The organism is Candidatus Paracaedibacteraceae bacterium (assembly GCA_019636055.1).
In the GTDB taxonomy this organism is placed as follows: Bacteria; Pseudomonadota; Alphaproteobacteria; order Paracaedibacterales; family Paracaedibacteraceae; genus Paracaedibacter.
This window is the reverse complement of record JAHBYH010000003.1, coordinates 281,362-302,366: the sequence shown is the minus strand read 5'-3', so window position 1 is coordinate 302,366 and position 21,005 is coordinate 281,362. Positions and strand designations below refer to the sequence as shown.

19 protein-coding genes are annotated in these 21,005 nt (G+C 39.3%); 7 read left to right on the top strand and 12 right to left on the bottom strand.

Translation table 11 applies throughout. The features are described 5' to 3' along the window. Positions 1-93 precede the first annotated feature (93 nt). Positions 94-960 carry a transporter gene (locus KF820_07100; protein ID MBX3458105.1) on the bottom strand — a complete coding sequence of 289 codons (867 nt, stop codon included), beginning with the start codon at positions 958-960 and terminating at the stop codon, positions 94-96. A gap of 104 nt (positions 961-1,064) precedes the next feature. Beyond that, a complete protein-coding gene (gene hemB / locus KF820_07095; protein ID MBX3458104.1) occupies positions 1,065-2,057 on the bottom strand; it encodes a porphobilinogen synthase in 993 nt (330 codons plus the stop codon). A 70-nt stretch (positions 2,058-2,127) separates the two neighbouring features. Between hemB and KF820_07090 the strand changes: the two genes are divergently transcribed. Both KF820_07090 and KF820_07085 read left to right on the top strand, forming a co-directional pair. Continuing rightward, positions 2,128-3,264: an acyl-CoA dehydrogenase family protein gene (locus KF820_07090; GenBank protein MBX3458103.1), complete on the top strand. Its 1,137-nt coding sequence runs from the start codon at positions 2,128-2,130 to the stop codon at positions 3,262-3,264. Positions 3,265-3,273: 9 nt separating this feature from the next. After that, positions 3,274-4,344, top strand: a complete 1,071-nt coding sequence (locus KF820_07085) for an enoyl-CoA hydratase/isomerase family protein (GenBank protein MBX3458102.1) — start codon at positions 3,274-3,276, stop codon at positions 4,342-4,344. Here the strand turns inward: KF820_07085 and KF820_07080 are convergent. The 3 genes from KF820_07080 to KF820_07070 are packed head-to-tail and all read right to left on the bottom strand — an operon-like array spanning position 4,318 to position 6,349. Next, positions 4,318-4,923, bottom strand: coding sequence for an N-acetylmuramoyl-L-alanine amidase (locus KF820_07080; protein ID MBX3458101.1), 606 nt, complete (start codon positions 4,921-4,923; stop codon positions 4,318-4,320). The two genes, KF820_07085 and KF820_07080, sit on opposite strands and share 27 nt — an antisense overlap. A gap of 9 nt (positions 4,924-4,932) precedes the next feature. Beyond that, positions 4,933-5,817, bottom strand: a complete 885-nt coding sequence (locus KF820_07075) for a hypothetical protein (GenBank protein ID MBX3458100.1) — start codon at positions 5,815-5,817, stop codon at positions 4,933-4,935. Further along, positions 5,798-6,349, bottom strand: a complete 552-nt coding sequence (locus KF820_07070; GenBank protein MBX3458099.1) for a GNAT family N-acetyltransferase — start codon at positions 6,347-6,349, stop codon at positions 5,798-5,800. The genes KF820_07075 and KF820_07070 overlap by 20 nt, the downstream gene beginning before the upstream one ends. A gap of 99 nt (positions 6,350-6,448) precedes the next feature. Here KF820_07070 and glnA point away from each other — a divergent pair, with 99 nt between their 5' ends. Beyond that, positions 6,449-7,849, top strand: a complete 1,401-nt coding sequence (gene glnA / locus KF820_07065) for a type I glutamate--ammonia ligase (protein MBX3458098.1) — start codon at positions 6,449-6,451, stop codon at positions 7,847-7,849. A gap of 127 nt (positions 7,850-7,976) precedes the next feature. On the opposite strand, the gene KF820_07060 is transcribed toward glnA, so the two are convergent. Beyond that, positions 7,977-8,813, bottom strand: coding sequence for a CPBP family intramembrane metalloprotease (locus tag KF820_07060; GenBank protein ID MBX3458097.1), 837 nt, complete (start codon positions 8,811-8,813; stop codon positions 7,977-7,979). A gap of 118 nt (positions 8,814-8,931) precedes the next feature. Here KF820_07060 and radA point away from each other — a divergent pair, with 118 nt between their 5' ends. The 3 genes from radA to KF820_07045 all read left to right on the top strand — a co-directional run bounded on the left by radA (position 8,932) and on the right by KF820_07045 (position 12,508). Beyond that, positions 8,932-10,317: a DNA repair protein RadA gene (radA, locus tag KF820_07055; GenBank protein ID MBX3458096.1), complete on the top strand. Its 1,386-nt coding sequence runs from the start codon at positions 8,932-8,934 to the stop codon at positions 10,315-10,317. A gap of 14 nt (positions 10,318-10,331) precedes the next feature. Then, entirely contained in the window at positions 10,332-11,096 is a 765-nt protein-coding gene (locus KF820_07050) for a CvpA family protein (protein ID MBX3458095.1), read from the top strand. Positions 11,097-11,200: 104 nt separating this feature from the next. Continuing rightward, positions 11,201-12,508 carry a class I SAM-dependent methyltransferase gene (locus KF820_07045; protein ID MBX3458094.1) on the top strand — a complete coding sequence of 436 codons (1,308 nt, stop codon included), beginning with the start codon at positions 11,201-11,203 and terminating at the stop codon, positions 12,506-12,508. 2 nt (positions 12,509-12,510) lie between these two features. Here the strand turns inward: KF820_07045 and dxr are convergent, their stop codons facing one another. The 6 genes from dxr to KF820_07015 form a co-directional block, all read right to left on the bottom strand. Then, the gene (dxr, locus tag KF820_07040; GenBank protein MBX3458093.1) at positions 12,511-13,638 is read right to left on the bottom strand and encodes a 1-deoxy-D-xylulose-5-phosphate reductoisomerase; all 1,128 of its coding nucleotides are present in this window, start codon (positions 13,636-13,638) and stop codon (positions 12,511-12,513) included. 1 nt (position 13,639) lies between these two features. After that, positions 13,640-14,449, bottom strand: a complete 810-nt coding sequence (locus KF820_07035; protein MBX3458092.1) for a phosphatidate cytidylyltransferase — start codon at positions 14,447-14,449, stop codon at positions 13,640-13,642. Then, positions 14,427-15,140 carry a di-trans,poly-cis-decaprenylcistransferase gene (gene uppS, locus KF820_07030; protein ID MBX3458091.1) on the bottom strand — a complete coding sequence of 238 codons (714 nt, stop codon included), beginning with the start codon at positions 15,138-15,140 and terminating at the stop codon, positions 14,427-14,429. Before uppS ends, KF820_07035 begins: the two co-directional genes overlap by 23 nt. A gap of 66 nt (positions 15,141-15,206) precedes the next feature. Then, positions 15,207-16,145, bottom strand: coding sequence for an EamA family transporter (locus tag KF820_07025; protein ID MBX3458090.1), 939 nt, complete (start codon positions 16,143-16,145; stop codon positions 15,207-15,209). 77 nt (positions 16,146-16,222) lie between these two features. After that, positions 16,223-17,929, bottom strand: a complete 1,707-nt coding sequence (locus KF820_07020) for a hypothetical protein (protein ID MBX3458089.1) — start codon at positions 17,927-17,929, stop codon at positions 16,223-16,225. 422 nt (positions 17,930-18,351) lie between these two features. Next, positions 18,352-18,774 carry a hypothetical protein gene (locus KF820_07015; protein MBX3458088.1) on the bottom strand — a complete coding sequence of 141 codons (423 nt, stop codon included), beginning with the start codon at positions 18,772-18,774 and terminating at the stop codon, positions 18,352-18,354. 69 nt (positions 18,775-18,843) lie between these two features. Between KF820_07015 and KF820_07010 the strand changes: the two genes are divergently transcribed. Then, positions 18,844-19,839 (top strand): AAA family ATPase, encoded by a 996-nt coding sequence (locus KF820_07010; GenBank protein MBX3458087.1) that lies wholly within the window; start codon positions 18,844-18,846, stop codon positions 19,837-19,839. The last annotated feature ends 1,166 nt before the right edge of the window (positions 19,840-21,005 follow it).

The following is a 21,005-nucleotide window of genomic DNA, read 5'->3' as shown; positions in this document are numbered from 1 at the left end:
AATGATATTATTCTTTGGATTAGTCACTCGTACCTTGTCATCAAGTTCAAAAATCCCCTTGTTTGTTGTTGTTGGCATGGATCCATTTGAAAATTAGAATCGGCAACTCATCCCTAAGAAAGGGGTAATATTATCGGAATAGCGAGCGAGGCCAACGTAGGCTCCTGCGTCAACCTGAACGTTATCGGTGATGGAATAGGACATACCAAAATCAAAAGTAACGTCCCACTTAGAGTTGTGTTCAGCTGATCGTTGAGTGAAAATTTCTGAGAAGCCTGAAATTTTGTCAGTAAAATCATAGCTAAGAGAGGCTGAATTAATAAAATTAAACACATGTCTTCGAGAACTTTCCCCTCGTTGATAATCAATCTCAGTCATTAGTCCTAAGCCTAGCTTGTCAGTTATATGTATATCCAAAGGAAAAATAAGCCCACCATCATAAGATTTATTGCCTAAATGATTAGAGTTTGTCGGAACTTTAACAAAAGGAATGATTCCGAATGACGTTTTTTCACTCCCCTCATTGCCCCAAAAATTATATTTAAACCGTATAATTGTATCATCAAAGCCTTGTTTTCGGTCTGTTGATTGATCCGTGATGCTTTTTGTTTTGATAGAGTTAAAACTTGTCATTATAAAATCAAGTTCAAGCTGATCAAGTAATCCTATTCTGAAATTTGGAGCAAATATAGTATGGCCGTACGTTCGTGTTTGATCTTGCTTGTTTCGATCATAAGTCAGTGTTACAAGATCAAATTCAACTTGATAATGTCCTGCATCAACGGTATACGGACCTTCTGTTTTATCAGGACGATCAGTCGATAATTCTCTTAGATGAGTAGAGGGTGTTGGCGAGAATATAGTATATTTTGTTTTATCAATATGCTTTGTATTTATCGTTGCGAATACCGAAGATGTAAATAATATACTTAAAATAAGTGTGGTGCCAAATAAATTCATATTTACACTAATCAAAAAATGAAATTATAATTTATTTTAATATAATTTGTTCGGGCTGTGTAGAGCTTTTGCTTATAATTTATTGAGCCTTAACTGACAACTCACTACTCACAAAGTTTTTTGGCAATATCCAAGGCAAAGTAAGTTAGAATCCCCTGTGCCCCCGCCCGTTTAAACGCAATCAAGGATTCCAACACGACACGATCTTCATCCAGCCAGCCATTTTGTGCGGCCGCCTTAATCATAGCGTATTCACCGCTAACCTGATAGGCAAGTGTCGGGATATTGAATTGTGTTGTGGCTCGTTGAATAATATCAAGATAAGGCATTCCGGGCTTGATAATGATCATATCTGCACCTTCTTGGATGTCTTGGGCAATTTCACGCATAGACTCATCGCTGTTAGCGGGATTCATCTGGTAGGTTTTTTTGTCCTTAAGGCCACTAAGGGTTCCAACACCGACAGCTGTGCGGAACGGTCCATAGAACCCTGATGCGTATTTAACGGCATAGCTAATGATCATTTTATTTTGATGGCCGTGATCATCAAGATATTCGCGAATAGCACCGATGCGTCCGTCCATCATATCTGAGGGGGCCAAAGCATCTGCTCCTGCTTGAGCCTGAACATAAGCTTGCTGCTCAAGGATCTCGATCGTTGCATCGTTATCAATGCGTCCGTCAATGATAATTCCATCATGGCCATGATCGGTATAGGGATCAAGGGCAACGTCAGTGATGACGCCCAAATTAAGATCCATGGATTTAATTGCTCGCACAGCCCGACAGATTAGATTATCTGGATTGAGTGCTTCAGCTCCGTCATGGCTGCGCAGATGTGTTGGTGTTGTAGGGAAGAGGGCTATGGCAGGGATTCCAAGGTCTGCCGCTTGCTGTACTGCTTCAACCAACTCATCAAGGGTAAGACGTTGTACACCCGGCATGCTCGCAATTGTTGGCGACGTCTCTGCCTCACGGACAAAAATAGGCCAGATCAAGTCGCTTGGGGTTAGGTCGTTTTCTGAACACAAGTCACGCACCCAAGAAGCTTGGCGGTTGCGCCTTAAACGTGTGGTTGGATAGCGACCAATAATCATAAATTCCCTCTTTTATTGTTATTAAATAACAGTTACCCTAATCCTATAGAATTTTATTGAAATTTGCACCATGGATTTTTATTTAGATTCCGAACAAACCCAAATTAAGCAGATGGCAGAAGAGTTTGCCAAGGAAAAGCTTGAACCATATGCAGGTGAATGGGATTCAAAAGAATATTTTCCAGTTGATGTTATGCGTGAAGCTGCGCAGTTGGGATTTGCAGGACTTTTTATAAAGGAAGAATTTGGGGGGTGTAACCTAACACGATTACATGGTGCTTTGATTTTTGAAGCACTATCCTATGGTTGTGTCGCAACGTCAGCCTATTTGTCGATCCACAATATGGTTGGCGGCATGATTCAAAAATTTGGATCAGCTAAGCAACAGGCTCAGTGGCTGCCCAAATTATCTTCGTTAGAGTGGCTTTCTAGTTATTGCTTGACTGAACCCTCCAGTGGCTCTGATGCTGCATCCTTGAAAACTCGAGCCATTAGAGATGGGGATCATTATGTTATTAATGGCTCAAAAGCATTTATTTCTGGGGCAGGAGTTAGTGACCTTTATGTTGTCATGGTTCGTACCGGTGATGATGGTCCAAAGGGGATTTCGACTGTTGTTATTGAAAAGGGAACGCGGGGTCTATCTTTTGGTAAACCAGAAGAAAAGATGGGATGGAAATCCCAACCAACGTGTGTGGTCAATTTTGATAATTGCCGTGTTCCGATTGAGAATCGATTGGGCGAAGAGGGGGATGGGTTCAAAATTGCTATGACAGGCCTTGACGGAGGGCGCATTAATATTGCAGCTTGTTCCTTGGGTGGTGCTCAACGGGGCTTAGATTTAACAAAATCTTATATTAAAGAGCGTCAACAGTTTGGTCAAAACCTTGCCTCATTTCAATCAGTCCAATTTAAAATTGCAGACATGGAAACTCAGTTGTCAGCCGCACGGCTTATGGTACACCGCGCTGGTTTTATGGTATCCAAGGGCGATCCTAATGCAACACAATATTGCGCCATGGCTAAACAGTTTGCAACAGATGTGGGGTCGGCTGTGGTCAATGAAGCCTTACAAATACATGGTGGTTACGGTTATATCAAAGAATATCAAATTGAACGATTAGTTCGAGATCTGCGTGTTCATCAAATTTTAGAAGGAACCAATGAAATTATGCGAGTAATTATCGCGCGAAAAGTCTTAGGTTAGGAGATATAAATGTCAGCAACAGCACAAACAGCAACACACGATCCGGAAGTATTATTTCATATAGATGGGCATGCCGGCATCATTACGTTGAACCGTCCTCGAGCACTTAATTCGCTCAATTTGGAAATGATCCGTGAGATGATGCGGGTTCTCAAGGAATGGGCGGAAAATGATAAGGTTGCATTTGTCTTGATTGAAGGAGCTGGTGATAAGGCATTTTGTGCTGGCGGCGATATTCGTTCCGTTTATCAAGCGCGACTCGAGGGTAAACGTGACTATAAAGATGCAATTTTCCGCGAGGAATACCAGCTGAATTATTATATTAGCCAATACCCCAAACCCTATATTTCATTGATTAATGGGATCTGTATGGGCGGCGGCATGGGGATTTCTATCCACGGTAGCCATAGAATTGTAACGAACAAAACAGTGATGGCGATGCCAGAGACAGGGATTGGTTTTTTCCCTGATGTCGGTGGAAGTTACTTCTTAAATAAATGTCCGGGCCAAATTGGCATGTTTATGGCCATTACAGGTGAAAAGATTACAGCTGGGGATGCCATTTATACGGGACTGGCGACACATTATATATCGTCAGAAAAAATAGGCGATCTAAGGACGGCTCTTATTTCTGCACAAAATGCCGATGATGTTGAGCAAATCCTGAACCAATATAAAGAGTCTGCTCCTTCTTCGGACCTAGCAAGTAATCAGGCCTTAATTGATGAAATCTTTGAGGGTAAAAGAATTGAAGATATTTTGGAAAAGCTCTATGCTGCAAAGCACCACAAAGCTTATGACTGGGTTCGTGCCTTAGCAAAAAAATCGCCTATGAGTATAGCTGTTGCCTTTACTATGTTGAAAAAGACAAAAGAGTTGTCTTTGAAAAAATGCTTACCAATTGAGTACCGACTGAGCCAACGTTTTGTCGAACATTATGACTTTTTTGAAGGAATTCGAGCGCTTTTAGTTGATAAAGATAATGAACCAAAATGGCAACCAAACCATATATCAAAAGTGAAGACAGCAGAAGTCCGCGAGTATTTTAAAGATCTAGGCGCTAAAGAGTTGAAGCTGTAACCTATCCCAAGGGAATAGGGGGCCTGGGTCAGTTTTATATGTACCATCAGGTCTCATCGGAGAAATGTCGCTGTGTCTCACTAGATTCGAAGAAGTGAGACTATGTCGGTTTATAATGTCTTTGATGAGAGCTGCACCTATTAATATTTGCTCGTCAGTATAAGGGGCAAATGTGTGGGGTTCCGTCGTATCGTCATAGCCGGGTGCATGAAATTCGATACCAATAGAACATGGATTTAAACCATTTTGACAACCGGGAAGTTCATTAAGGTCTTGCCACCAACTGTAGCCTGCATGCCAAGCTTTGTCAGTCTCTTCAACAAATTGTATAATGGGAATTTGGTCTGGATATTTTAGATCCGCAGAAATTCCTGTTTCTGATATGAAATCAGAGCCAGATATTTGGGGAATAAAATAGTGGGCAGATACGCCTAGACCACCATCATCTGTCGATTTTGTTAATCCATTGATCACATCCATAATAGAAAGTCCGATGCAATGAATGACCAGTGCTTTAACAGGGCATTCTTCACGACTTGAAAAATTGACGGATGGGATTTTGATTACATCATAAGCCATAAAATTCCCTTATACTACTGGTACTGGATAATGTAGCAAGTGTAAAGTATAACCTTGCTCTTCAAAAGACTGAATTACAGTTTCATCCAGATAAGACCCCAGAGCACGGGCACTATCATCAACAATAACAAGATGTCCTTTTGGTAAGTGCAGCGTTGGTAAGAGTTTTAACATCCCAGGCCCTTTATTGTGTCCGATAAAGGCAAAACCATCATGGTATGAATAAACATGATGATCGTCAATAACAACAATATGACCAGATAAAGCCAGATCTTGACCGCTTAGATCAATTCCTGAAGTCTGAGACATTGTTGAAATTTTTACTTTTGTAAGCCCAAGTAATTCAGTTTGTTCCATCTCAGACAATAATTTGTAGGCACCTTTATGGATTGCATCATAGTCGATTAAATCAGGATTGTCTTGTTGTCTGGCATCCATTAAATTTGGATGTATATTCATATCTTGTGCCATTATATTCAGCACGGTATCAATGACAGGAGGCCGTGCTGTTGTCACCATAAAGGGAACGCCGCGAGAACGAATGCGCTTGATAATACTGGAGGCTTCCGGATGGCGAAGTGTGTGATCAACTTCATGCTCAAGACGGAATCGCTTAGTGTGTGGGCAAAACCATGAGCCATCATGATTCTTTTGCCACCATGCTCCGGGTGTTTGATTAAGGGTATCATCCCAATCGCTCAAGACAGCAACATTTTCCCCGCTTCCACGCAAAAATTCTGTTTTTTCGGCAACTTCTACATAGCTTGTAATCGTTGCAAATGTGTGGGGACGACCAGTGAAGAGTTTTATGGCTTTACTTGCCAAGTCTTGTGAAAATAAATTCTGTGTATAAAATATACAGATAAAAATTATTTTAAGTAATCGAAAGTTCATATTCTATATCCTCATTATCTAAAAGTTTGGGATCATCTTTAACGTTAAAACCACAAAAAGACAAGATCTTTTGTGATGCGATGTTTTCAGCGTTAACAAGTGCCCAAAGGTGTATAGACTGTCTTGAATCGGGTAATATTTTTTTGCAAAGTACTGTTATTGCATGTTTTCCATATCCCATACATTGAAAATTAGGCGTGATCATATAACTTATCTCTGCCTGATCTTGCGCAGCCATAGGACATAACATTACAAAGCCTATAAAGGTATTGTTTTCTAATGTGATTTGGTAAGTGGTAATTGGGGATTGTTCTTTTTGTTCTTGGTCGATACGTTGTCTGTGGTTTTCAAAAAATTTATTGTCTGGCGGTGCTGAGAGCCCTAGACTCCTCAAAATCATTGGGTCTTTGTGTAAATCAATAAGATTTTGCCAGTTAGCATTTAAATCTAGAGGGGTAACAATAATGCTCGTTTCTTGAGAAAAAAGTAAGCTCGGAACTAAAATAATTATAGCTAATATTAGCTGTAACATCCCGTAACACTTAACCCCTAAGACTATACTTGCTATTAGTATGGAGGGTTTAGTATAAAAGAATAAAGTAATATTTTTAAAATTTTCGGAGAATTTATTGTGACCAAAGCCTTTTTCAAAAAACTAGAAACCGAGCAAGTTCGCTTTGTTGACTTTCGGTTTACGGATATCCAAGGGGCTTGGCATCACATGAGTTTTCCTGTTGAGGCTCTGGATGACAAACTTCTGATGGAAGGTATTTATTTTGATGGATCCTCTATCCATGGATGGCGCCACATTCATGAATCGGATATGGTTATGAAACCTGATTTAAGCTCAGTTCACTTGGATCCTTTTGCAGTACAAACAACAATGATTGTTGTTTGTGATATTTATGATCCCAAAACCCAAGAACCCTATAATAGAGATCCTCGTTCTATTGGTAAAAAAGCCGAGACATACATTAAGTCGTCAGGCATTGCAACTAACGCGTATTTTGGCCCAGAGGCAGAATTCTTTGTGTTTGATGGGGTGCGTTTTGGTGCCGAGCCAACTTCTATGTTTTTTGAGCTTGAATCAGAGGAATTTCAAACAGAAAACCGCCGTGAAATTACCACCAGCAGCCACGGTCATCGCCCATTAGCTAAAGGCGGGTATTTTCCTGTTGGTCCGGTAGACTCCTTGAATGATATTCGTGCTGAAATGGTGACAGTAATGCAACAAATGGGACTTGCGATGGAAAAGCACCACCATGAAGTTGCACCGGCACAACATGAGCTTGGTTTTAAGTTTGCTGAGTTAACGCAAACGGGTGATAACCTTCAGGTTTATAAGTATGCGGTTCGCAATGTTGCGCATAGCTATGGTAAAACGGCGACATTTATGCCAAAACCGATTTTTGGTGACAATGGCTCAGGAATGCACGTTCATCAATCCTTGTGGAAAGATGGTAAGCCCTTATTTGCGGGAAATGATTATAGTGGTTTGTCTGAAACAGCCTTGTATTACATCGGCGGGATCTTAAAGCACGCAAAAGCCATTAATGCTTTTACAAATCCGACAACAAATAGTTACAAACGCTTAGTGCCAGGCTATGAAGCGCCGGTCATTCTTGCTTATTCAGCTCAGAATCGTTCGGCTGCTTGTCGTATCCCGACAGCGCAAGGTGAAAAGGCAAAACGTATTGAAATTCGCTTCCCTGATCCTTTGGCGAATCCTTATTTAGGAACGGCTGTTATGTTGATGGCTGGTCTTGATGGGATCCGTAATAAGATTCACCCGGGCAAAGCTTCTGACCATAACCTATTCGAAGAACATGAAATCGCTGCAAAACTACCTAATATGTGCGGATCATTGCGTGAGGCGCTTGAGGCGCTAACAGCGGATCATGCGTTCTTACTTGAAGGCGATGTTTTTACTAAAGACTTTATTGAGGGATATCTTGAAATGAAGTGGCAAGAAGTTAAAGATTATGAACGCACACCTCACCCGATTGAGTTTTTAAAGTATTATTCGTTATAAGTAAAAACAAGCGATACAGTTGATTCGTCTAGATTAGCTATACGTGCGGAAAACAAAAATTCCGAAGAACGCTGTAGCGCTTATTTTTGAGATTTTAATAATAGTTATTCGTTATAATTCAAATATTTTATAGTTTAACTACAGATGGATATGTGAAAAAAAGCAGATGAATCAGGTTTAAACCAAAGTGAACGATAATTGGGTTTATTATTGATCGTGTGCGATCGTATGCGTATCCGTAAAATAATCCGGCGATTGTTGATAAAGCAATATAGACTATTCCGCCACGATAGTGTGCACAGCCAAAAATCACTGAAGCAAAGAGGATAGATAAACTTGCCTGATTTGGGATAACTGTCTTAATTTTATCCTGAATGATGCCTCTACAAATTATTTCTTCGATTAAACTAACAAAGAGAAGATTAGATATTACCCATTCCAACAAGATGGAGGGGATATTCATGTCAATTTTGATGAAATTTGTTATAATACCGAGTGCCATCAGAAGGGAGGAACAAAGCGTCAGAGCCACTAAAGAGACACGCAGATTCAGTTTATATGCGTTATCAATGATATACTGACAATTCATCAGAACTATAATACCGGCCATTATTTTATCAAACTGAATATACAAAGAAAATTTTCTTGATAACGTTGAAATCGCTATATCCTGAACCCAGATCGGATTTTTGAAACCGGGGACGACATGGATCATAAACCCTAACAGCAGAGGAACAAAAATGCACCAGGCTACTATAGAATAAATGGGGTTATCGTGTTTAGCGTTTAATGCAAACGCGCTAAGGCAATACAGCGCTACTAGACTTAGAATGCCATATATATCCACGATCTGATCAAAATAAGCCACACTAAGCGTTATTAATACAAGGGGAATAATGATTTTTTTTTGCTTAAAAATAAAGCAAGCCAGAATACTCACGATAAGCAAAGTAATAATAACCATATTAAATAACTATCTTTCTTAAAATTGTCTTTGTCTATTCTGTAGCATAGATGCAATAAGATAAAAATATAAAGTTCCGCCTCTTGACTGTCACCTCTAAATCCATGACTATATTGCTATGGCTAAAGTTACATTAAAATACGTCTGTCAAGACTGTGGCACTGTACATTCCAAATGGGGAGGCAAGTGCGAGGGCTGTGGCGCATGGAATACCTTGCAAGAGGAGGCCATGGCTGTCACCAAAAAAGTCGTAAAATCAGCAAAATCAACGATTGAATTTGTTTCAATTGAGGCTGAGGAAAACAATGATTGCAACCGATTGTTGACTAATATCAATGAGTTTGATCGTGTTTGCGGGGGCGGTCTGGTTCCGGGGGCTGTCCTTCTTGTTGGTGGTGACCCAGGTATTGGTAAGTCAACGCTTTTGCTTCAGGTCGTATCCCATTTTTCTAAAAATTATTGGTGTGCTTATGTTTCGGGTGAAGAAGCCGTCGGTCAAGTTCGTATGCGGGCAAAACGATTGGGGGTGGCAAATTCTGATAACCTTCATTTGGCCTCAGCAACAAATGTGAGCGACATTTTACTGGCGCTTGATAGCCTTGAAAACCCTGTGGAACTACTGATTATTGACTCCATTCAGACAATGACAAATATGGAGGTCGATTCTGCTCCCGGAACAGTGTCGCAGGTGCGAATTTGTACGCAAGAACTGATAACCTACGCGAAAACCAAGGGAGTTGTTGTTGTTCTTGTTGGGCATGTGACAAAAGAAGGTGTTATTGCGGGGCCGCGTGTCTTAGAGCATATGGTTGATACAGTTTTGTACTTTGAAGGTGAACGTAACTATCATTATCGTATCTTAAGGTCTGTCAAAAATCGTTTTGGACCCACGGATGAAATTGGTGTTTTTGAAATGACAGAGCAGGGATTGCAACAGGTTCCTAATCCATCAGCCTTATTCCTAAATCAGCATGATTTTCCTGTGAGTGGTTCTGCTATTTTTGCAGGCATTGAGGGGACTCGACCTATTCTTGTTGAAATTCAGGCGTTAGTTGCTCCATCTCATTTAGCAACACCACGCAGAACGTGTGTCGGGTGGGATAATAATCGTTTAGCCATGATTTTAGCTGTTCTGGAATCAAGGTGTGGTTTGTCTTTTGCAAATAAAGATGTGTTTTTGAATGTCGCCGGCGGTCTGAAGATTACTGAACCTGCTTCGGATTTAGCTGTAGCAGCCGCTTTAGCTTCTGCTTTAAGTAACAATCCGGTTCCTGTAAAATCAGTATTCTTTGGTGAAATTGGTTTGTCCGGAGAGGTCCGTGCTGTCAGTCAGACTGAGTTGAGATTAAAAGAAGCCACAAAACTTGGCTTTGAGAATGCGTATTGTGGGAAAAAGGCCAAAGTAGGCAATGATGGCGATATTTCGTTATCATCTCTTAACTATCTAATCGAGATGATGGACATTTTTCGCAATCCGCATCATAGTAAAGTAAGAAATCTGTAGATAAGAGAGATAAAATGAATTCAATAGATTTAGCCGTTTTAGTGATTATGGCGTTGTCCTGTCTTATTGGTATTATTCGTGGTGTGACGAAGGAAATTTTAAGTGTATTTACATGGGTTGGTTCTGCTTATGCAGCCTATACTTTCTATCCCATGGCATCACATTTTGCCAGAGGACACATTGCTAATCCCATGATAGCCGACGGTATCACAGGGGCCATATTGTTCATTGTATTCCTTATTCTCTTTGGCATTATTACTGTTGCTATTTCAAATGCCGTTAAAGATAGCATGGTAGGGGGGCTTGATCGCTCTCTAGGATTGGCTTTTGGTATTTTTCGCGGCGTCTTTATCGTTTGCGTTATTGAAATTGGTTTTAGCCTTTTTGTTCCGCGTGAAAAACAATCGGAGCTAATTCAAAGCGCACGTTTTACACCGATGGTGCGTAATGGTTCAGACGAAATTGTGGGCATACTTCCTCTGAGTGTTCGAGATATGATCTTATCACAAACTCAAAAGATTCAAGGGATTGCGCCAATGACGGGAACTGTACAAGATCTTGTTGTGCCACAACAAAAACCACAACAGCAACTTGATGTCATGAATGGGATTGCACCAACTCGACCCCAGACCGTGCTGCAGCCAACAGCCCCCATGGACGCTGAAAAGACAGCAGAGGGATTGTCGATGTTGCGCCCACAGGCTCAGCAATCCAAAGCTGACGGTTATGACAGACGCCAGCAAAGCGAACTCGATCGCTTGATTGAGACATCAGAATGACTAAAGTATTGATTAAGAATATTTGGGATAAAAATATTGATCATTTATTAATTTTATAATATAGGTTAATATTTATATTGCCTTGTATAGATTGTTAATAAAAGATGCTTTTAAAAATATTTTTCTTATCCGCTAGCTTATTCGGTTATATTCAAGCTGCCGATGATTCAGTAGTGCCCTCTAAGATAATTGCAACGACAAATTTTTTTGGGCTCGACTGTCAATTGATAGAGAGCCCTGTTGATTCGCTAGACATTCAAGATACATCGAACGGTTATGGTGTTATTGTATCTGCTGGGTTTACGACTTCAGCTTTTATTGACAGAGTTTATTCACAAGAAAATCCATCGACAGTTTTGGAGATCGGACCAGGTGATGAGCGCGTTCTTGTTCAGTTATGCAAAGACCCAAGGAATAGGCAACAAAGTTTTTCTTATCATTTTATAGACTTAAACACAGACATAAACAACCAATTTCAAATAGCTTTTTCAACACACAGTAAAAATAAAAAAAATACAATAGGTTGCGCAAGCAGTCGACACAAAGGACAAGCATTGTCATTCTTAACAGGAAAAACAAGTGTTTATGATGCTATTCTGATAAACAATGTAACTCATTATTTATCGCCACTTGAGCAACTGGATCTTTTTGCAAAAATACATGCTTCATTAAAGACCAATGGTACGTTGTATATAAGCCAATGTAGCATTGTCTCAGCGAATATTTGGACGATGATGCCTTCAAACTCAACTGTTCAGGAAGGATTAATTACTCAGTTTCAGCGATCCATCGAACAGGGTGATTTGTGGCCAGGATACTTTATACAAGAAAAATATACTAAGTTCATTCTTGATGCAACCCTATTATGTAAAAGCAGTAGTAGTGCAGGGGGATGGGAACATCCAACTTTCCATTCAGCTGCAACATTATCACTATTGCTTGAAACTCTAGGTTTCACAGTTATGTCATGTATGGACTTTGCTGAACTCTCTAAAAGTATGGTTAACCAACTCCGTGAGACCCAAGAGGTCGCTATTTCTTCAATTCGGGTTGGAGCAATTGTTCAAAAAAAGGAACAATCACGGCTCAGTGAAGATGGCCTCGCTCGGTATAGAAAAGCAGCACAGTGTAAAATGGATGGATTGAGAGTTTTAACTCAAAGTTATAAACATGACCTCAACGAGTCTGTACAAATCGCAAGTAATGCTGAACAGATGATGATCAATATTCTAAGAGAGCAAGTTAGGAGTATCTTGTCTGGTTATCCGGATGATGCTCCTACTCAAGTACAAATCCAGTCTATTCTTGATGATCTAGATGATGCAGAAAAGACAAAAGATAAGGCTGTACTTTTCAAGCAGATTACTCAAAAATTGGAGAATTTAAAGTTAATTTTTATGTCTAACTCTTAAAGTTAGCAAGAACTATTTCTAATCATATTATCCAGTGATATCACATCAGAAATGGTATTGATGTTATGTGGTTTAATTGATTCTAAACGCTGATGAATAAAGTCATGAATCTGTGTGAAATGAATCTCATTATTCATAAATTTATTAAAAGCAATTTCATTGGCTGCATTCATCACGATCCTATAAAATTGGCCGAGCCTCAAACAATCCTCTGCCATTTTTAGGCATGGAAACCGTTCGTAGTCAGGTTGTTCAAATGTCAGACTAGATATTTGCACAAGATCAAGGGGTTGTACACCAGAAGAAATGCGATCGGGATAACTTAAGGCATAACTGATTGGGGTGCGCATATCAGGTAGGCTGAGGTGTGCTAATGTCGTTCCATCGACATAACTCGACATACCGTGAATGATAGACTGAGGATGAATGATTGCCTTTACTTTATTCGGCACAAGATTAAATAAAAGCGCAGCTTCGATAATCTCCAACCCCTTATTCATTAGCGTTGCGCTATCGATGGTATTTTTAGGTCCCATAGTCCAATTGGGGTGTTTCAATGCCATTTCTTTAGTTATGCTGCTAAACTGTTCTATTGGCAAGGATCGGAAAGGGCCGCCAGATGCTGTGATAGTGATCGACTCCAGAGCCTCAGTTTTATCTGAGTGTAAAACCTGAAATACCGCGCTATGCTCTGAATCAACAGGGACAATCTCTGTCCCACATTGTTTTGCTCTTTCCAGAATTTGTTCGCCTGCTGCAACAATTGATTCTTTATTGGCAATCCCAAGGACTTTACAATGATTTAGTGCGGTATAGGTTGGACGAATGCCAGCAGACCCTGTAATCGCAGCTATACAGACATCAACCTTAACAGAACTTGCCTCGAGAATCCCATCATCGCCTGCAAAAACAGTCGTGTTTGGTAATGCATCTTTGAGTGCGTTATATTGTGATGGATCCGCAATAGCGACATAAGGTGCGTTGGTTTCCTTGGCCAGCTGAACCAGAGGTTCAATTTTCGATCCACCAATTAGGACATGAGCCTTAAATTTTTCCGGATGACGCTTGATAATATCAATCCCATTGAGGCCAATGCTTCCTGTTGCACCGTGGATAGAAACTGTTTTCATTTTACAGCCCTAATATTAAGAGTAAACCAGCAGCAAATGACACAAGTAATAGACTATCAAGGCGATCAAGAAAACCACCATGGCCGGGCAGGAATGTTCCAGAATCTTTAACACCATAGTGACGTTTAAGATAAGATTCAAGTAAATCGCCACTATGACTTACAAGTGATAGGATAAAGGATGTGATTGCCAATGAGGGGATTGTGCCATAGAATTTTTGAAGGTATGGACCACTTAGAACACCAACAAATGTTGCGGTTAAACACCCCCCGATAAAACCTGCCCATGTTTTATTCGGACTAATCGATGGAGCAAGTTTGGGACCACCAATCGCCCGCCCCGTGAAATATGCGCCTGTGTCGGAAGACCAGATAATAAGTAATATCCATAGAAAGAAAGTTGTCAATCCCTCGTGAATCAGATGGATTAGAATATAGATTGACCAAGACAAATATAACGAACCAGCAATAAAAACCAAGTAATCTGAAATATTTCTTTTTTTTATAACCTGATAGAGCAGCCCTAAAGCAGTAACAATCAAGGCAAAAGTAATATATTTTTTGTGGTTAAGGTCAGTATAAATAAGCGATAGCATAACAGCGGATAGAAGGTAGCCAACGGGAAAGTTGGCTGATTTTATTGTCATGCGGGACCATTCTCTGATCATCGCCATCAGGACAAATCCGGTCAACATGTCAAAGTATGGGCTACCATAATATACGGCAGCAATGGCTATCGGTAATGCTATCAATGCTGTAATAACACGTTGTTGCAAACTTGATAGTTTATTAATTCCCAATTCTAACACCATATCGTCTATCTCTCTGTGCATAATCATTTAAAGCCAAATTCAGATCATTTTCTGAGAAATCAGGCCAAAGTGTGTCGGTGAAATATAGTTCAGCATAGGCAAGTTGCCATAACAAAAAATTACTTATTCGTTTTTCGCCACTTGTTCTGATGAATAAATCAAGCGGGGGTAGGGATGGTAACAACAAATTTTTTGTGATTGTGTCTTCTGTTATGTCTTTTTCTAGCAATTCTTGCTGGTTCAAGATTTTTTGTATTGCATATACAATTTCATCTCTACCACCGTAATTGAGAGCTACTGTCAGAGTAATGCCTGTATTTTTTCTTGTGGATTTCTCTAAATCATCAATAAGCTGAATAATTTCAGGTGAGAATTTTTCTCTTCTGCCCAAAATACGAAATTGGATATTATTTTCTATGATCTCTTTTGCTTCATTTTTTAAATAAAACTTGAGCAATACCATGAGTTCGTCAACCCATTCAGGAGGACGATTCCAGTTTTCAGTCGAGAAGGCAAAAACGGTAAGATACTTGACTCCCATAGAGTCAGCATGACGTGTTATTTTCTTGAGAATTTTTGCCCCTTGACGGTGCCCCGCAATAGCGGGTAATCCTTGGCGTTTTGCCCATCGTCCATTTCCGTCAAGAACAATTGCGACATGGTCTGGGATAAAGTTTTTAACTATTTCCATAAATATAAAGGAATAAAATTACAATATTTCCAATGCTACCAGTTTTGTCCGATCCAATAAAGAATTTTAAGCAGCTTTTTTGAATTCTTGAGAGTCTATCGTCATTTTTAATTGGCGTTTTGCTTGAATTGCTTTTGATACCATCACAACAATATTACCGGTTACCACAAGAGCTATCCCAATCAATGTTTCAATCGACCAACTAAAGTCTTCAAATACAGAGGATACAGTCAAAGCAACAACCGGGATAAGGACAAAGGCATAGCCTGCTTTGCTTGGGCCGATATTGCGTACTAACCGCATATAGAGATCAAACGCAATAACTGTGCCGACTATCGATAGATAGAGTAAGGATCCGATGTACTTCGTGTTAAAATCGAATGAGGGAAGTTCACCAACAGCAATCGCACCAAAAGCCGTGTAAAGAGCACCATAGGTCATCCCCCATGCATTCGTTTGTAAAACAGGGAGTTTCCGTGAAAGGTTGGCTGTTGCAACAATCTGTCCTGTTGATGCAATTGCTGTTCCTGCCAAACAAATGAGAAAACCGGTGATAATAAAAGCAAAATCTTTATCAAGCAAGCGCATAAATTCACATCTAAAAATCACACCTAAACCAATTAAACCAATGGCACAGCCGGCAATTGCGCTCTTTGATAAAGGAATCTTTAAGAAAATTCGACCATTGAAAATATTAAACATTGCGACAGATGCGAAAATAACAGCAACAATACCGCTCACGAAATATCCGGTTCCCATGTAATAAAATAGATAGTTTAAGGAAAAAAGAAGCAATCCTTGCAAAGCAAAGCGTTTATGATCGTCCCTTGGAAAGCCTAAACTTATACCACGCATTCGGCAAATAAGCACCAAAACCCCAGCTGAAATCGCAAAGCGATAACAGACTGACCACAACGGATGAACCGCCCCAAGTTGGAACTTAATGGCAAGCCAAGTCGTTCCCCAAATAAAGGCTGTTGCAAGAAAGAGTAATGCGTTTGTCATGATGGGCACCTAATACGTACACAAGAATATTACATCATCTTTATGGGGAACCCTAAAGGTAAATTCAATGGTAAATTTTAATTATTTTTCTTTACCACATTATCAGGCTCAATTTCCAAAATATCAAGAATAAAACTTGCTAATTGTAAACGATAATAATCAGGAATTCTGTTACCCCAATCCTGCGGTGCTGTCCAAATATTCCCGTTTGGTGCTGTTATCTTTTGATGAACACCTTTGCCTTGGGTTTTACTGATTGTGCAACCAAAAGCTAAGAGCAACTGCTTAACCTCATTTAGGGAAATGTTGCATGTATGCTCAATAACGATTTGGGCAAACGTATTATAATGAGTTTTACTTAAAATAATGGGAGTTGGCTCTTCTTGCACTGAGTGATCAATATTTTCAGTATGTTGGATTGCTACTGGTGGCTTAGCAATGCCTCGTGTTTTCACCTTTTCTTTCTTTGGCGTGGGCCGAGAATAAGTCTCTTTTGGTAAGGATAAGCTATATGAAGTCTCACTATCCGCATAACTTGGGGTAGGTTTTGGTTGCTTAGTAATTGGAGTCCCATGATGTTGAGGTGCTGTTTCTGTTTGAGGACGTGAACTTTGGCGTGCTCTTATGCGTGCAATATGCCTCTTAATCCTTTGTTCACGATAAAATTTCCTAAGTGCCGCAGAGTTTCCTTTTAAAAACTCGAGGTTAGCAGTGATGAATTTGGATTCCATTTCCGGTGCATCTGCATACTTACCGTCATATAAGAATTTTTTATACAACTCTTCCGCTTTTTCAGTGTTTTCAGCATTCAATAAAATACGGCAATTTAAAGACACAATCATACATTTCAATCCCTCTAAATCAATAAGTTTTGACGTGCTTTTTCGTTTTGAAGGTGATGGAGATATAATTTCAATGATCGGTTGAGTGAATGGAATGCTTTGGCAAAGGGTAATTAGGGTAACAACATTATCAAGATTTTCGGATTTGAGATCTGCCGATGATGTACTATCCGTTAGATATTTTTTATATACTGTTAACGCTGTAGAGGCAGCCATAGCAATCGTTCCTATGAGTTCCGTCTTCGTTATGGTTGTCTCTTCTAACTGAAAACTTTGGTATAAGCTGTCAATGCAATCTCTATAATACTGCAAGGATTTCTTGGTATCTTTTTCGCCTTCTTCTTGATTTAGTAATGCAACGCCTTTTAGGTGATAAGCATGGGATAGGCTTTCTGTTGCTCGTTGAGCATTTTTTTGATCACTATCTTCATTAAACAATGTCAAACTACGTTGTAAATGTTCTATTGCGCTTGCTGCATTTGTTACAGTTAAGTCGTATTTCTTGATCTGAAAAACTATCTCACTTAAATTAAGAAAAATGCAGCCATATCTATAAAGACTCACAGAAAACAACATTTTTGCTAGTTCGTTAGACGAGTCATTTTTACTTTTCTCTAGAAATAAAGTTGATAACTGGATTGCATCACCAAATAAATCTTGCTGCCTTTTAAGAAAAGGTAATAGTACAGAATGATTTAAGGTATTTCTTTCGATAAAAGGGTTAATTTTCATTGCTTCATCAAAAGCTTTTTGTGCCAAAGGAAGCATTTTGTCAGCCGTAGCATATAAAACGATTCCTTCACGCTGCATAATATTGGAAAAGGCAGGCGATAACCTTAATACGTTATAAGGTTCGCCTTGGTATTGCTTGCTGTCATCAGCTGCAAAGCTTAGGCTTCCAAAAAGCGTAATGATTGGAAGGATAAATGAAGAGAATTTCATTATTAGACCCCTAGAGTAGTTGTTTTTTGTTATATACATTAGTTCTTAGAAAAGATATGCGCTCTCCTCTTCAAGTTTTCAATGAAATATAGCAGAATAAAATTATGTAACTATAGTTTAAACACAGTCTAACGTCTAGCTTGATCCGCATTCAAGATAGGATGAGGTATATCCTTGAAATTAGAAATTAGTTGTTTAAAGCTTACTTGCCTTAAATAGAGCATGAAAATTCTTTAGCATTAAATAGTTCATTTTGCTGTGTTTCTGCTAAACGTAGCGTCGATATGTTATCTTGCTTGTTGACTCCATCATTGACGTCAACCGCATTAAGAACCTAACTTAGGTAGAGTAGGGGGGATTAATTTCTCTTTTTATGCTTTTATAACAATAATCTATAAAAAATCATGGCAAAAAGGAAAAATTTATTCTAAATCAGGATATAATTTTTTACATTCTTCCCTTAATTTCTCTTCATTAACATTATCTACTGATTCACCATTAATACGAATCTTACCATCTTTCATATCAACGATTCCTGTGTAAATTTTTGAATCATTAACGGTTGCATTAACGGCAACATTAGGGGTTGCTGTATAACTCTGAGCATAGTCCTGTAAGGGAATATCAAGAGGAATCACAGCGTTTTTACCTAATCCAAAGTCGCGATTGTTGGATAGGTCTGCCGGTTCAACCTTTTTTCCTGATGCTGTAGATCCGGCTTGATATGTGACTGATTTATCCGGTTGATGTGTCACAATTCCTTGACGGCAGTCTTCTCGGGTTAGTTGAGGATCACGGATGCCGGCAGCAAATACTAAACTTAGAAAAATAAATGCAAATTGCATACTTGCCTCAATGTTCTATCTACGTTTATTCTATACCAAAATATATAGATCAAAAAGACCGTATGAAAAATGATTGATATAACATTAAAGCCTCAACATCAAAAGCAACTTATTGGGTTTTGTGCTCAGTTGGATCGATTAAAGAGTCTAGAGGCCACGAATAGTCTTCATCCTGCATGGTTATTATCAGGGCAACGCGGTATAGGAAAAGCAACCTTCGCCCACCATCTCGTACGGTATCTTTTAGCTGATTCAAGCGATAATCCAGCCTTTTATTCCATGCTTATCGAGCAGGGCGCACATCCTAACCTTTTGGTTCTGGAAAAAATGATGGACGAGGATGGCAAATTAGAATCGGAGATTAAAATTGACCAAGTTCGGAAATTGATGAATTTTGCCCGACAATCCCCTGCAATTCCAGGTTGGCGCATTGTTATTATCGATGCAATTGATGAAATGAACAGAAATGCAGCTAACTCTCTGCTGAAAATTCTGGAAGAACCCCCTCAGAATTTTTTATTCTTAATGGTATGCCATTCAATGGGGAGCCTTCTCCCGACGATTCGCTCTCGGTGTAGCGTACTGAATATGCCGCCATTAACATTGGACGATCTCAAAAAATCGGAAATCAATATAGATCCATTGATATTTCAAGCTGCAGGCAATAGTTTGGGGCAAGCATTGAGCCTGAAAGCGTTAGATCTAGAAGAATTTACCCAGACTTTACATGATATTATTTCCGACTTACATCAAGGGCGCACATCAAAACTGACAGCGTACGTGTCAAACCTTGATAAAAAAGATCCCCAAATACACCTCATTCCCAATATTTTGCAATGGTTTGCGCGCGAAATGGTTTTGTGTATAAATGGCCTTAGCTCTAATCCATTTGTGAGCAAGAACAAGACATTAAAGAGTCATCAGCACTGGAGTCAAGTGGAACAAACATTGAACTATTACTTTCATCTAGCGAAACATACTCATCCGGATCCGATCCATCTGATACAAGGGGCTCTATTAGTGATGAATAAGCCTGAAATCGTTCATCTCGAACAATTAACGTAAAATCTGAATTGTCAGAGTTTAATTGCCATATATCAGGAAGCGGCTGGATAGGAACCCCCTTAATAGGATCAAGCTCAACAAACATCGTTATTGTTAATGACTCAACAGTCAAAATATTCGCATAACTTAGGCAATGGGCCTGTCTGTACATATTGGCATCAGAATTCCCTGCTTGGTAAATAAATGTCTTTCCTATAGATTTTAGCGGTTCTGAGAATGACAATTTTCGTAGGTTTATACTGCTACCATACTCGTCATCATCAAACGCAACGATATAAGGCGGACAAAAAGGGCGTGCCGTTAAGTGAAACCGTATACGATAGAGCGTTCCATTATGAAATAACATAGCGTTATGAAGATTGAGGAATTGACTTGCTCGGATGTTATTGAATATCGGAGCTTGATCAGATGGGATGCTTTCTGAAATAGTAGCAATTCGCTTTCTTAGTTGTTTAGGCCACTCTATCTCGGGATCATCATCCCGTCTGTTTGAATAGGCTACACAAATTGCTTCGTCCTTAATAGCATGATTAGCAAGAATTTTCTTTAATACAAAAGTGTCATTAAAATAACAAGCTAAAATAAATATTTCGTTACATAAAGCTGTTGTATGGCCCCTCAGTTTGGCTAAGAGCTCTTCAGTATATAGCGTTTTTTTATTTTTTAAAGTGATGATGAAAAACTGCAAAGCAGTATCCTCATCAATGAGGTTTACGTAATTACTCAGAACGAACATAAAAGAACAGTAATACTCTTTGAGGATAGTTGTCAGCAATATTTGCGGCAACAAATATGGCCGATTACTTAATATAATTTTCGCATAGTTCATATACTTTAGAGATTGCCCTAATTTATTAAGAGTGTAAATCAATCTATCGTCGCTGTATCGAATATAATGATTTAGTGCTGCAAAAAATTTAGTGTCCTCGGATAAAACGACCTTATTGTATAGATCTACTCGTTGTCTGCGATCAAACCCAGTGTGATGCTTTTCTAAATATTGGATAAACCCATTAATATCCCTTTCGGTCATATACTTTGACAATTCAAGCACTTTTGGTGAGGCAGAATCTACCGCAGTGGTCGTGTGATTTCTTTCATAGGCCGCCAAACACACGATTGTACTGACGAACATAGATAATATTTTGATCATGAATAGCCTACTA

What these genes read in the sequence shown, in the direction of transcription:
- KF820_07100 (MBX3458105.1), bottom strand. Translation starts at nt 960, where the DNA reads ATGAATTTATTTGGCACCACACTTATTTTAAGTATATTATTTACATCT.
- hemB (MBX3458104.1), bottom strand. Translation starts at nt 2,057, where the DNA reads ATGATTATTGGTCGCTATCCAACCACACGTTTAAGGCGCAACCGCCAA.
- KF820_07090 (MBX3458103.1), top strand. Translation starts at nt 2,128, where the DNA reads ATGGATTTTTATTTAGATTCCGAACAAACCCAAATTAAGCAGATGGCA.
- KF820_07085 (MBX3458102.1), top strand. Translation starts at nt 3,274, where the DNA reads ATGTCAGCAACAGCACAAACAGCAACACACGATCCGGAAGTATTATTT.
- KF820_07080 (MBX3458101.1), bottom strand. Translation starts at nt 4,923, where the DNA reads ATGGCTTATGATGTAATCAAAATCCCATCCGTCAATTTTTCAAGTCGT.
- KF820_07075 (MBX3458100.1), bottom strand. Translation starts at nt 5,817, where the DNA reads ATGAACTTTCGATTACTTAAAATAATTTTTATCTGTATATTTTATACA.
- KF820_07070 (MBX3458099.1), bottom strand. Translation starts at nt 6,349, where the DNA reads ATGTTACAGCTAATATTAGCTATAATTATTTTAGTTCCGAGCTTACTT.
- KF820_07060 (MBX3458097.1), bottom strand. Translation starts at nt 8,813, where the DNA reads ATGGTTATTATTACTTTGCTTATCGTGAGTATTCTGGCTTGCTTTATT.
- radA (MBX3458096.1), top strand. Translation starts at nt 8,932, where the DNA reads ATGGCTAAAGTTACATTAAAATACGTCTGTCAAGACTGTGGCACTGTA.
- KF820_07050 (MBX3458095.1), top strand. Translation starts at nt 10,332, where the DNA reads ATGAATTCAATAGATTTAGCCGTTTTAGTGATTATGGCGTTGTCCTGT.
- KF820_07045 (MBX3458094.1), top strand. Translation starts at nt 11,201, where the DNA reads ATGCTTTTAAAAATATTTTTCTTATCCGCTAGCTTATTCGGTTATATT.
- dxr (MBX3458093.1), bottom strand. Translation starts at nt 13,638, where the DNA reads ATGAAAACAGTTTCTATCCACGGTGCAACAGGAAGCATTGGCCTCAAT.
- KF820_07035 (MBX3458092.1), bottom strand. Translation starts at nt 14,449, where the DNA reads ATGGTGTTAGAATTGGGAATTAATAAACTATCAAGTTTGCAACAACGT.
- uppS (MBX3458091.1), bottom strand. Translation starts at nt 15,140, where the DNA reads ATGGAAATAGTTAAAAACTTTATCCCAGACCATGTCGCAATTGTTCTT.
- KF820_07025 (MBX3458090.1), bottom strand. Translation starts at nt 16,145, where the DNA reads ATGACAAACGCATTACTCTTTCTTGCAACAGCCTTTATTTGGGGAACG.
- KF820_07020 (MBX3458089.1), bottom strand. Translation starts at nt 17,929, where the DNA reads ATGAAATTCTCTTCATTTATCCTTCCAATCATTACGCTTTTTGGAAGC.
- KF820_07015 (MBX3458088.1), bottom strand. Translation starts at nt 18,774, where the DNA reads ATGCAATTTGCATTTATTTTTCTAAGTTTAGTATTTGCTGCCGGCATC.
- KF820_07010 (MBX3458087.1), top strand. Translation starts at nt 18,844, where the DNA reads ATGATTGATATAACATTAAAGCCTCAACATCAAAAGCAACTTATTGGG.